Source organism: Acinetobacter sp. Ac_5812, from assembly GCF_013072695.1.
Lineage (GTDB): Bacteria > Pseudomonadota > Gammaproteobacteria > Pseudomonadales > Moraxellaceae > Acinetobacter.
In genome coordinates this window covers 449,709-461,895 of record NZ_LXUK01000022.1, presented here as the reverse complement: position 1 = coordinate 461,895, position 12,187 = coordinate 449,709, and the positions used below count along the sequence as shown (strand labels likewise).

Here is a 12,187-nt window from a genome sequence, read left to right as displayed (position 1 = left end):
GCTTAGGATGAAAATGAATATGTACGCATCCGATTTTTATATTCGCGTGTACGACATACCATTGCTGATTGTTGCAAAATCAACGCCCAAAGCGGAGAAACTTTTGGATTAGTTGATTTACCTAAACTGAGTTTACGCAACTGGAACTTCACAGTGGCCATATTGGCAAGCGATGCTAAGGTTTTATTTTCCCAAGTAATTGCTTTCAACTCTGGTGCCGTATTTTGCCCTTGTTTCCACTCATTTGGAAGGTTGGGATCAATCGCGAGTGCTGTCGCAATCCCCACCATGTCAACACCACTTTCAATGACTTGTTCAGCCACTTGTTTACGACGGATTCCCCCAGTCACCATCACAGGCATTTTTGCAACTTTAGCAATCTCTTGGGCAAATTCCAAGAAATAAGCTTCACGAGCCAAGGTACGACCATCGCGTGCCTGACCTTGCATAGCTGGAGCTTCATAGCTACCACCCGATAACTCAACTAAATCAACAGCCTGTTGGTTGAGCATCATAACCACTTGTTGTGCATCTTCAGCACTAAAACCACCGCGTTGGAAGTCGGCAGAATTCAGCTTCACAGCTACTGTAAAAGTGTCTGAAACTACAGCACGCACTGCTTTGACAATCTCGATCAAAATACGCGCACGGTTTTCTAAAGAACCGCCCCATTGATCTTGACGTTGATTGCTCAAGGGCGAAAGAAATTGACTGAGTAAATAACCATGTGCTGCATGGATTTCAACACCAGTAAAACCGGCTTTTTCTCCCAATCTTGCAGTATTAGCAAAACGTTGGATCACTTCATCAATCATGTCTTGGGTCATTTCAATCGGCGTATTAAAGCGATCTGACATTTTACCTAAATCCAAGGCAACTGCTGAAGGTGCCCAAGTTTCTTGACCTAAATTGGCTTGCATTTGACGACCAGGATGATTAATTTGCAACCACACTTGCGCCCCCTTAGAACGGCCAATTTGCGCCCAACGTTTGAACGTATCCAAATATTTTTCGTCTTCCAGAACCACACCACCAGGCCCAGTCATGGCACGACGATCCACCATCACATTACCCGTGATAATCAAACCAGCACCACCTTCTGCCCAAGCTTGATATAAGCGCATTAGTTCTTCTGATGGCGCATGATTTAAATCCGCCATGTTTTCTTCCATTGCAGCTTTTGCAATGCGATTTGGGATATGCGAACCATTTGGGAAAACTAATTTTTCAAACACTTTCATTTTTGTCACCTCTTTGACGATATATTTACTTTAAGATTAAAGTAAACTTTAATGTCAAGCGGTTTTATTTCCCTTTATATACATTCTTAGAATAAAAAAGAGAGGCTTCAATGCCTCTCTTTTCCCGTTTAAACTTGAATATAATCAATCACACTTATGCGCGGATAAATGCCAATAGATCTGGATTAATCACATCCGCATTGACAGTGAGCATCCCATGTGAGAAACCTTTATAGGTTTTTAAAGTCCCATTTTGTACCAACTTTGCAGACAATACCCCAGAGTTTTCATAAGGTACAACCTGATCATCATCACCATGCATCACCAATACAGGGACTGAAATCTTTTTTAAATCCTCAGTAAAATCAGTCTGAGAAAAAGCCACAATACCATCATAATGTGCTTTGGCACCGCCCATCATGCCTTGGCGCCACCAATTCCAGATTACTGGCTCGGAAGGTTTCGCATCTGGACGGTTAAATCCATAGAAAGGACCTGCTGGTAAATCATAGTAAAATTGCGAACGATTTTTAAATAACTGGTTTTGCAAATCGTCGAAGACTTCTTTCGGTAACCCATTTGGATTACTCGCTGTTTTCACCATAATTGGCGGAACTGCACTGACCAAAACTGCTTTAGAAACATTTGCTTCACCATGGCGTGCAATATAGTGAGCCACTTCACCGCCACCTGTTGAGTGACCAATATGCACCGCATTTTTTATACCGAGATGTTGTACCACCGCAGCGACATCGTCTGCATAGTGATCCATGTCATGACCATCCCAAACCTGACTTGAACGACCATGACCACGACGATCATGTGCCACAACACGGAAACCTTCATTCAAAAAGAATAACAGTTGAGCATCCCAATCATCTGAACTGAGCGGCCAACCATGATGAAAAAATAAGACCTGCGCATCGCGAGGTCCCCAATCTTTATAAAAAATATCTACACCATCTTTTGTCGTAACGTAAGCCATCTTTGTTTCTCCTGTGTAAGATTTACACTGTCGAGTTCTGATCTATGCTCTAATCAATGTCCGTGGAATCACATATTTTTCAAACTATCCGCATGGATAGTGACTCTATACTAAGGTTAAAGTTAGCTTTAAGGTCAACATAATTAGTCCCATTCTGATAACAAAAATGTAATTTAATGCTTAATAAATCACAGTGACTGATCCTACTTAATCTTTGAAATATAAAATTTTATTGCCGTAGCACAGATTTTTAGTGCAAATTATCTTTACATTGTTATAACGAATCCGTGATACGTGTTTCAAATCATCAATTTTCCTACTTGACTTTAAAGTTAGCTTTAATCTTATAGTGATTCTCAAGCAATCAATGTGCAGGTCTTGGCATAAGACTGGATGGATTGGGCCAATATAGGTTAAATATGAATAGTCATCAGCAATTTACTGAAGTTGAATTTGGACAGCAAAAAGTCAAAGTACCGAAAGGTGGTTACTATGATCGCTTTCGCATGCATCCCGATTTAGACCAAGTCGCTCAAGACCCTGCGGTGGGGAATATTGATTTCTTCCGTAAGATTCCGAAAAAATTGCTTGAATCCAGAGTTGGCCCAGTTTGGGCACCCAATTTTTATTATCGTAGCGCTAATGTGCAGGTTCTAATGCTCGCACCGCTTAAACAGCTCAAGAAAAAACTGCCTGTTCCTTTAGAACCGCTACAGGCTTTTCCGGGTTATGGACTGGTCGCGCTCACTTTCTTTACTTATTCCGTTTGTGATAACGACCCATATAACGAAGTCTCAGTCGCAATTGTAGTGCGCCAACCCGATGCACGTGGCCCACATGTACTGGAACTGATCAACTCGATTCAGCAACGACATTTCTATGCTCATGTTTTAGCCCTACCAGTTGATACAGAGATAGCGCGGGTACGCGGCGTTTATGGCTATCAGTTGCCCAAGTGGCTGACTGAGATTAATGTCGACATCAACCCGATCGAGGTGAATGCCAATTTGATGGATACAGAAGGAAAAATTGATTTAAGCCTCAGTGCAGCAACGCCACCTTTACAGCAAGTGCAGTCGGAGACACGAACCAGTGAAGCAACAATGCTACATTTGGTCGATCACAAATGGCATCAAACACGTGTGCAATCGAATATCCTCTCTTTTGCACAAACCTTATTCCCAAGAAAAGTGAATTTGGTTCGTCATGGTGGGCCTTTAAGCCAGTTATTGGATGAACTTGGTGCATCGAAAATTCTTCGTTTAGATGTGATTCAAGACGCTCAAGTTGCGCTACATTTACCGCAAGCACTTTAAAAATTCAAACGATCAAACAAACAAGGAAAAATAACGCATGAACCAAAAAAAATATGATCTTGTGGTCTTCGGCGCGACCAGTTTTGTTGGCCAGATCCTCACCAGATATCTGGCAGAATACTTTGCTGACCACAAAGAACAGCTGAATTGGGCAATTGCAGGACGTTCACAGCAAAAACTACAACACGTAAAAGATGCTTTAGGCACAGCAGGACAAGCTATCCCGATTTTGGTTGCCGATGCCAATAATCAAAGCGAACTCGATGCGCTTTGTGCACAAACACGTGTGGTGGTCTCAACGGTTGGCCCATATGCTTTATACGGTGAGCCATTGGTTCAAGCTTGTGTAAACAATGGGACAGATTATTGTGATCTGACTGGAGAAACCCAGTGGATTAAACAAATGATCACTAAATATGAAGCGCAAGCCCAGCAATCAGGTGCGCGTATTGTGCATTGCTGTGGTTTTGACTCAGTCCCGTCCGACATGGGTGTTTATTACCTACAACAACAAGCACAGCAACAGTTTAATGCACCTGCGACCCAAGTCAGCATGCGAGTCAAAACCTTAAAAGGTGGTGCATCGGGTGGCACAGTGGCAAGTTTGATCAATGTCGTTCAAGAAGCCGCTGCCGACCCTGCTTTACGTAAAGATCTGCTCAATCCCTATATCCTTTGCCCTGCAGATCACGGCAATACTCAAAGACAAATTTATATCAAAACAGCCAAATTCGACCAAGATTTTAATGCATGGATTGCACCTTTTGTGATGGCTGCTGTCAATGAACGTGTGGTACAGCGTTCCAATGCCTTATCGGGTAATGCCTATGGCAACAACTTTAGTTATAACGAAGCCATGTTGACTGGCGAAGGATTAAAAGGACGCTTAAAGGCATTGGGTGTCGTCTCAGGTTTGGCTGCTTTTATGCTCGCTGCGATCAGTAAACCCGTTAGCCAAGTCATGGAGCGCTATCTATTACCAAAACCAGGAGAAGGTCCTACGCCAGAGCAACAATTGACAGGTCGATTTGACTTACGGTTTGTGGGTAAAACCGATGCAGGACAAAGCTTAAAAATCAAAGTGACTGGTGATCGTGATCCTGGTTATAGCTCTACAGGAAAAATGTTGGGACAAGCAGCGCTTAGTCTTGCCATTGACCATGCCAAAGATGGCGAAAAATCTACGCCTCAAGGTGGATTTTGGACACCTGCAACCATGTTTGATGATCGATTCATTCAGCGTTTATCAGATCATGCAGGGCTGGTGTTTCAACGTATTTAGGACAAAGGAAAAAATAGGGAGTTAAAATATAACTCCCTATAGATTAAAGCATTAAGCGCTTTCTTGCAGCCAGATATTCTCTTTCAAGACGCCCAACCAATTCCTCAACTGAAGTGGTGGCTTTGATTGCATTTAAACCTTGACCACATCCCCAGATATCACGCCATGGTTTGACCTTGTGCTGTGTACCATCTTCATTCGGTGTACTGAAATCCATATCTTTCAGATTACCTTCAGGTAGATTGGCTGGATCAAGCCCCGCCGCACGAATACTTGGTGCAAGATAGTTACCATGTACGCCGGTAAATAAGTTGGAATACACGATTTCATCTGAATTATGATCGACAATCGCCTGCTTATAAGTGTCTTCGGCATTGGCTTCATGTGTGGCAATAAATGCTGAACCAATATAAGCAAAGTCTGCTCCCATCGCCTGTGCAGCAAGAACCGCATCACCCGTAGAGATCGCACCCGATAAAGCCAGCGGTCCATCGAACCATTCACGAATTTCCTGAATTAACGGAAATGGACTCTTCACGCCTGCATGGCCACCTGCTCCTGCTGCAACCGCAATCAAGCCGTCCGCCCCTTTTTCAACCGCCTTCTTAGCGAAGGTATTATTGATGACATCATGTAAAACCACGCCACCATAACTGTGTGTCGCATCATTGATCTCGGTTCTTGCACCTAAAGATGTAATCACAATCGGTACTTTGTATTTGACGATCAGTTCCATGTCATGTTCAAGACGATTATTACTTTTATGCACGATCTGATTAATCGCAAATGGAGCAGCTGGACGATCAGGATGCAAAGCATTATGTTCAGCAATTCCTTCTGTGATCTCTTTAAGCCATTCTTCCAGTTTTTCAGCAGGTCTCGCATTTAGCGCTGGCATCGAACCAATCACCCCTGCTTTACATTGAGCCAGCACCAGCTTAGGTGTGCTAATAATAAATAACGGTGAACCAATTACAGGGAGTCTCAGGTTTTTCATTAATTCTGGAATTTTCGACATTCGTTTTATCCTTTAGATACTCATTATTTCAAATAGATATAGCTAATTTTAGAAATAAGAAGCATTTCACTTTTTTAAATTCTCTTCATCATATCGAGATAAAAGTTTTTATGCAACAAGTTGCATAAACTTTAGATTCACAGTCGCCTTCTAATAGAAATAACAAATCATTTGAATGAAAAAATTATTATTTAATTAAATATCAATACATTAAAAATAAAACCGACTTAATTTCAATCAACAAAGATTCTTACCCCTCATGATCATGCCTTGAATCTGTAGCAAATTCTTTTCTTTTGCTACCATACGCTCCCCCTTTTACTAGCATGATCAAATAAGAATCGTTACCAACAATATCAATGCGATAGTTCCTAAAGATGATATGCTTCGTTAATTTTTATTCTTTTATCAATCTCCTGGAGCTATTTTATGAGCGCAATGACAAAAAAGTTGCAACAGATGCGATTTGCTTCTGTGCTCGAAGCCGTCACTTTATTGTTGTTATTCCTCGTGGCGATTCCGCTCAAATACACATTTGATTTACCGATTGCGACAAAGATTATGGGCCCGGTTCATGGTCTGGCTTTTTTATTCTATCTTTGGAACTTGGTTCGCACCGCATCGGTTTGGTCCGGAATAGAGTTGCTTAGATTATTTATTCTTGCATTTATCCCATTGGGTGGATTCTTTAACGAAAAATACATCGCACATCGTCAAGCAAGCCTTAAATAGCTTTGATCGATTTAGGCAAAAGGAAATCATTAGATTTCCTTTTTATTTTTAAAATTACATGAATATTAAAGTAAAAATATAAATTATTTTTCTAGCAAATCAGAAAAGTTGTTCTTTATCCGTACATCATTATTTCACATCATATTCACGCCTCTACTTTTAAGCTAGTTTTAAAATGGCGTGAGTTTAGCAATATGACATTTCTAAGAACTGTGACCCTCTCTGCACTGACCTTACTTTCTTTGGTTGCCTGTAAAAGTATACCAAGCTATAGCGTGGATTATGATAAGGCAAATAAGGAAATCTCAGGAATTCTATTGAATGATGAACAAGCCTTACTTATCGGTCAGCGTTTTGTTTCTGCCTTTAATACAATGGGAACTGTTGATTTTGTTAAAAATACAGGCAGACTCTACGCAGATCATTTATACATCAATGATACTCTTTCCCAATTTTCTACAAAAAATGAGCTGATTAAACATTTTGAAGGAATGAATGAACATGTCAGCAATGTCTCAGTAAAATTAATCAGTACAACGCATACACAAGATTCGGCCTATATTCATTGGCATATGGTGTATGACTTCAAAATGTTTGGTGCTACGAAAACCATGTCCTCATATGGAATTAGCCAAATCAAAATAAATGACAAGGGCTTGATCGTTTTTCAACAAGATTATTGGGATCCAGCTAATGGTTTATATCGTTCGCTCCCCTATGTCGGAAAAGGTTATTCTTTGCTGTTACCCTTTAAAAGATAGTTTAAAATTCAGCCAAATCAATAAAGAGTAAATCATGGACAATCATTCATTATTAAAACCATTAAGTAAGATTGAGGGTTTAATTGTTTTAGCATTGGTGGATACTTTTGATGGCTCAATTTTAGAAACTATAGGCGATGCATTTTTTAATGTCGACCTTGCCGCAATTGAGAGTGCGCATTTATTTAACTACCAACAGCAATTAATGAATGAAATTGATGCTGATGATGTGATGGAAAGTGTTTTAATGAGTACAGATCATCAATATCACATTATTACGCCGCTAGAAACGAATCACGGTCTTTTTCTATATGCAATTTTAGATCGTGATCATACAAATTTAGGCTATGCACGTCATGAAATTCAAAAACTTGAACGTAGTCTGAACTTCTATTCTTATTAAGTCTGCTGAATAAGGAATAGATAAAATAGAAGTCATTAAGGGTGAAAATGAACAATTATTTAGTAAAAATTGGACTCAGCATCACATGTCTTATCATGCCTTTAAGCTTAGTACATGCAAATACGCAACTATGTAAAACAGCTCCCCTCGTCGTCACAACGAAAAATGTGGGATCAGTAAGCTATTATGCTAATAATTGCAGTCAGAACTGGGAAAATCAAAATATTAGATTAGATTTTTCTTATAACCAAAATATTCCAGAATGGGCATTTAAAAAAGCGGCCACTTACTACCTTAAGAAGAATGTTAGTAATTTTTCAGACCAATCTGTTTTAAACAAAATTACTGCATTATATCACCCCGTAAAAAAGGGCGATCTCTACACTTTAAATTATGACCAAATGAGCAAACAGTTAAGCTTGTCTCTGAACCAAAAACGCTTAGGTACAATTACTGATTCTCAAGCGAATCAATACTTTAAAATATGGTTTGGGGACTCACCATTTAATGCTAAATTAAAGCAACAATTACTAAATCTATAACTTGATCAAATTATTATGAACAATCAATTTATTCTTATGGTCGAAGATCACTTCGAGCTTGCTGCAACAGTCTGTGAGTTTCTAGAACAGCATGGCTTTGTCATTGATCATGCCCGTAATTTAGATGCCGCACGCAATTTTTTAAAAACAAACCCTTACCATTTACTTTTACTCGATATTAATTTACCCGATGGTTCAGGCTATGATTTATGTGAATGGCTGAGGACTGATCAAGGCAAAGATATTCCAATTCTGATGTTAACGGCCAGAGATACTCTCGATGATAAACTAAAGGGCTTCACAGCAGGGACAGATGATTATTTAATCAAACCTTTTGATTTTAATGAGTTGGTGATGCGTATTCGGGCACTTATTAAGCGTTCTCTTGGCGAAGTATCAACAAGTAAAATCCAAATTCATGACTTGATTTTAGATAGTTCGACTCAAACCGTAACGCGCGCAGGTCAGTCGATTGAGCTGCCCCGTATTCAATTCAAACTATTGAAGATATTGATGAGAAACTCTCCCAAAGTCATTACTAAACAAGAAATTGTTATCGAACTGTGGGGCGATGAAGAACCTGAAAGTGACGCATTACGCAGTCATATCTACAACTTAAGAAAAATGATTGATAAGCCTTTTCAAGACAAATTGATCCATACCATTTCAGGTGTTGGTTTAAAAGTTGCGTTTGATTTGAGTACTCATTAATTCATATACACCACAACAATTAAACCGGTTGTATTTTCTAATTGGAGATGAGGATGTGTGCTTAAATAATATTGGCGGTCAAATAACTCAACTCTCCATCCCAACTGAGTGCATAGCTTCCTCACCAGTTGTAAACCAATCCCATGCCCTTTGGCTGTAAGTTGAAATTGTGAGCTTAACTCCTGAACTTTACGATCATTGGGCATTTCAATGCCAATCCCATTATCAGCAATCACAATACTGTTTTGAAGTTGAATAATATGGATATTAGATCCTTGGGAATAATTCAATGCATTGCGTAGAATGTTACTCAGCACCATTTTAGTCATTGAGGGATAAATTAGTCGAGGCAACTCTTTAGGATCATAATGAACAAAAATTTGAACACCTTTGCTTTGACTAACAGGCTCTAGATCCTTAAGTAAATCACTAATTATATTGGATAATCGGGTTTGTTCGGCAGTTAAGGTATTGGTGGTATTGCGTGCGATCGCCAATAAGGTTTCCACAAGCAATTGCATATCCTCAATGGTATTAGAAATACGATGCAATGCTTTATCTTCCCCATACTTAACCTGACAAAGCTGCACATTGCCTTTTAAAATCGTGAGTGGTGTGCGCAATTCATGGCTTACATCTCCTGTAAACTCACGTTCTCGGTTGATGAAATCATTTAAAACTTGATGATATTTTTCTAATGCCTGCTTTAAATATTCAGCCTCCAGATTGCCGTTGGTACTAATCCCTTGAAAGGGCGAAGCTTCTTTATTTTGATGCGCCCAATCAATATGATCTAAAGCATTTGCCAGACGTGTAATCGGTGAAAAATAACGTTTAGCTCGCCGATTTGAAAACCATAAGATGCTATACAGTACAATCAAGCTGAACATTAACGGCGCTAAACCAAACATCCATACAATTTTGTTGACGTTACTTTCACCAAAAACAAGCAGTACATGTTGTCCATTTCTTTCACCATAAACTGTCATTCGATCTTTACCATCGACGAAGACTCGGTGAACACCTTGTTTTAAAGTTTGGTTTTTAAACGCTAAAGGTGGATCTTTACTTAGCCAGCGATAGCCATATAAATTTTTTGTATCAGGTAGATCAGCATTGGGATTACGATCGATGCGCATCCAGTAATGTTCCATTTCTTGCTCAAGTGCTGTTTTGAGCAGTGAGCCTTTAATGACCCAAGCACTACATGCAATACCGATAATAATCGACAGCGCAATCAACCCAATTTGCAACCAATAATGACGATTAAACATCTCACTCAGTGGATGATTATTTTCACCGCTTTTATTGGTTCTAAACATAAGCTTATCTACTGGCAGATTCTGATTTTAATTATACGGTTTTCTTTTTGAACAGGAAGTGACCGATGACCCATTCTTGTCCTTGTTCAAATCCAAACAGTTCCGCACAAGCCATAAAAAAGATACGCCAACGTTGCCACCAAGCATCGGCATGCTGTGCATATACTTGCTCGAACAGTGGTTTTAATTGTGCAGCGTTACGATCCATGTTTTCGAGCCAGGCATTTGCTGTTTTTTCGTAGTGTGTACCTGACCATTGCCAATGCTGTGATAACTCTAAATGCGTTTGAAAATGTAAAAATGTAGACGTTGCTGGCATTAATCCACCCGTAAAGAAGTAGCGTGACATCCAGTCATATTCACTTTTTATTTCAAATGGATAGTGTAAAAAGCGATGGCAAAAAATATGACACCATAACAATCCATTAGGTTTGAGCCATAATTGAATTTTCTGAAATAATTTTTGATAGTTTCTAACGTGCTCAAACATTTCTACAGACACAACACGATCAAACGAATTTTCTTTTAATTCGAGTATGTTGACATCACAAGTGATGATTTTAATATTTTGTAGACCACGTTTTTCTGCTTCAGCTAAAATATGTTGACGTTGCGTTGCGGAATTAGATACTGCAGTAATTTTAGCGTTCGGATAATGCTCCGCCATCCATAAGGTAAAAGAACCCCAACCACAGCCGAGTTCCAAGATATTTTGACCATCATGCAATTGCGCTCGTTCACTGTAAACTTGCAGTGCGAACTCTTCTGCCTCATCTAATTGGGTTGTATCATCAGCAAAAAAACAGGCACTGTATTTTAATCTTTTGCCTAAAACTGCCTGAAAGAAAGCGGTTGGCAACTCATAATGTTGTTCATTGGCTTTGTCTGTTTCAATCGCAATTTCACTCTGCTTCAACATGTTCAACACATCCATATAGCGTTGAGCACCCTGTTCTGAATCATAGCGACCCTCTTGAATCAAACGCTTTTTACTTAATGTACGAATTGCTGCACGAATCGCTTGATCGGGCACTAGACCGCTCTCAACGAGTTTCAATGATTGCTGAATAATAAAGTCCATACGCTCACCTATTGTTTGGGTTTCCATGGAATAAACATAGAAGTTCGTTTTTGATAATCGAGATAATTCTGACCCCGATTTTTTAATGCTTGTTGTTCACTGAATGGAATCCCCGTGATGTAATACAAAAAGAACCACATCAAAACAGGATAAATCCATAGGCTATATAATCCTGCTGCCATCCCGATTACTGGGTAGGCAAACCAATGTATCCATTCAAAAAAGTAGTTTGGATGACGGGAGTATTTCCATAGCCCCTGATCCATCGTCTTTCCATCATTCTGTGGATTTTGCTTGAAACGGTACAATTGCTGGTCTGCAATTACTTCCCCCATAAATGCAATCACCATAATCATGCCTGCAATAATAAGAAGATCATTGCTTTGGTTATTCCAAACCGAACTAGGCACATTCAGTAAACTCCACATTGGAATACTGAATAAAATTGCTAAACCAGCCTGAAACATAAAAAAAGCAAAAAAGCCAAGGTGTTGATATTTCCCCATTGCTAGACGCATATTGGCATATCGGCGATCTTCTTCATGTTCGGCCACATAACGGCGAAATAAATGCACACTTAGGCGTAAAAACCAAACAGTACTCAATATTCCAATAAACCATCTAATCTCTATTGGAGCGGTATCAACAGACCCTGCAGTAAGTACAATATTCAGGGCAATACAAAAACTCCATGCCACATCAACAATGCCTGCACGATGGTTGTATGTCGCCCATAACCAGCAAATTGTCATCACGACAACATCAAGTACAAACAATTGCCACAACATGACTG

Annotated in this window: 13 protein-coding genes; 7 read left to right on the top strand and 6 right to left on the bottom strand. The window is 39.6% G+C overall.

The window, feature by feature from the left end:
- Positions 1–2: 2 nt before the first annotated feature.
- Together A7P55_RS15685 and A7P55_RS15680 are read right to left on the bottom strand one after the other, a co-directional pair.
- Positions 3–1,241 carry an NADH:flavin oxidoreductase/NADH oxidase family protein gene (locus A7P55_RS15685; protein WP_171552817.1) on the bottom strand — a complete coding sequence of 413 codons (1,239 nt, stop codon included), beginning with the start codon at positions 1,239–1,241 and terminating at the stop codon, positions 3–5.
- A 154-nt stretch (positions 1,242–1,395) separates the two neighbouring features.
- A complete protein-coding gene (locus A7P55_RS15680; RefSeq protein WP_151765870.1) occupies positions 1,396–2,226 on the bottom strand; it encodes an alpha/beta hydrolase in 831 nt (276 codons plus the stop codon).
- Between the two features lie 419 nt (positions 2,227–2,645).
- Between A7P55_RS15680 and A7P55_RS15675 the strand changes: the two genes are divergently transcribed.
- Together A7P55_RS15675 and A7P55_RS15670 are read left to right on the top strand one after the other, a co-directional pair.
- A complete protein-coding gene (locus tag A7P55_RS15675; protein ID WP_171552816.1) occupies positions 2,646–3,542 on the top strand; it encodes an acetoacetate decarboxylase in 897 nt (298 codons plus the stop codon).
- A 37-nt stretch (positions 3,543–3,579) separates the two neighbouring features.
- On the top strand, positions 3,580–4,824 hold the full coding sequence (locus A7P55_RS15670) for a saccharopine dehydrogenase NADP-binding domain-containing protein (protein ID WP_171552815.1): 1,245 nt from the start codon (positions 3,580–3,582) through the stop codon (positions 4,822–4,824).
- Positions 4,825–4,867: 43 nt separating this feature from the next.
- Here A7P55_RS15670 and A7P55_RS15665 read toward each other — a convergent pair whose 3' ends face one another.
- On the bottom strand, positions 4,868–5,842 hold the full coding sequence (locus A7P55_RS15665) for a nitronate monooxygenase family protein (protein WP_171552814.1): 975 nt from the start codon (positions 5,840–5,842) through the stop codon (positions 4,868–4,870).
- A gap of 429 nt (positions 5,843–6,271) precedes the next feature.
- Between A7P55_RS15665 and A7P55_RS15660 the strand changes: the two genes are divergently transcribed.
- The 5 genes from A7P55_RS15660 (at position 6,272) to A7P55_RS15640 (ending at position 8,991) form a co-directional block, all read left to right on the top strand.
- Positions 6,272–6,574 (top strand): DUF3817 domain-containing protein, encoded by a 303-nt coding sequence (locus A7P55_RS15660; protein WP_171552813.1) that lies wholly within the window; start codon positions 6,272–6,274, stop codon positions 6,572–6,574.
- A gap of 194 nt (positions 6,575–6,768) precedes the next feature.
- Positions 6,769–7,335 carry a nuclear transport factor 2 family protein gene (locus A7P55_RS15655; RefSeq protein ID WP_171552812.1) on the top strand — a complete coding sequence of 189 codons (567 nt, stop codon included), beginning with the start codon at positions 6,769–6,771 and terminating at the stop codon, positions 7,333–7,335.
- A gap of 34 nt (positions 7,336–7,369) precedes the next feature.
- Positions 7,370–7,738 carry a roadblock/LC7 domain-containing protein gene (locus tag A7P55_RS15650; protein ID WP_171552811.1) on the top strand — a complete coding sequence of 123 codons (369 nt, stop codon included), beginning with the start codon at positions 7,370–7,372 and terminating at the stop codon, positions 7,736–7,738.
- A gap of 47 nt (positions 7,739–7,785) precedes the next feature.
- Positions 7,786–8,280: a chalcone isomerase family protein gene (locus A7P55_RS15645; RefSeq protein WP_171552810.1), complete on the top strand. Its 495-nt coding sequence runs from the start codon at positions 7,786–7,788 to the stop codon at positions 8,278–8,280.
- 15 nt (positions 8,281–8,295) lie between these two features.
- Positions 8,296–8,991, top strand: a complete 696-nt coding sequence (locus A7P55_RS15640) for a response regulator transcription factor (protein ID WP_171552809.1) — start codon at positions 8,296–8,298, stop codon at positions 8,989–8,991.
- Here the strand turns inward: A7P55_RS15640 and A7P55_RS15635 are convergent.
- From A7P55_RS15635 to A7P55_RS15625, 3 genes are read right to left on the bottom strand one after another with little or no spacing between them, the layout of a single operon-like run.
- Positions 8,988–10,313: a HAMP domain-containing sensor histidine kinase gene (locus tag A7P55_RS15635; RefSeq protein ID WP_171552808.1), complete on the bottom strand. Its 1,326-nt coding sequence runs from the start codon at positions 10,311–10,313 to the stop codon at positions 8,988–8,990. The genes A7P55_RS15640 and A7P55_RS15635 overlap by 4 nt on opposite strands.
- Positions 10,314–10,344: 31 nt before the next feature.
- A complete protein-coding gene (locus tag A7P55_RS15630) occupies positions 10,345–11,394 on the bottom strand; it encodes a cyclopropane-fatty-acyl-phospholipid synthase family protein (protein WP_171553266.1) in 1,050 nt (349 codons plus the stop codon).
- 8 nt (positions 11,395–11,402) lie between these two features.
- Complete coding sequence (locus A7P55_RS15625; RefSeq protein WP_171552807.1) at positions 11,403–12,182, bottom strand: DUF1295 domain-containing protein; 780 nt, start codon at positions 12,180–12,182, stop codon at positions 11,403–11,405.
- Positions 12,183–12,187 lie beyond the last annotated feature (5 nt).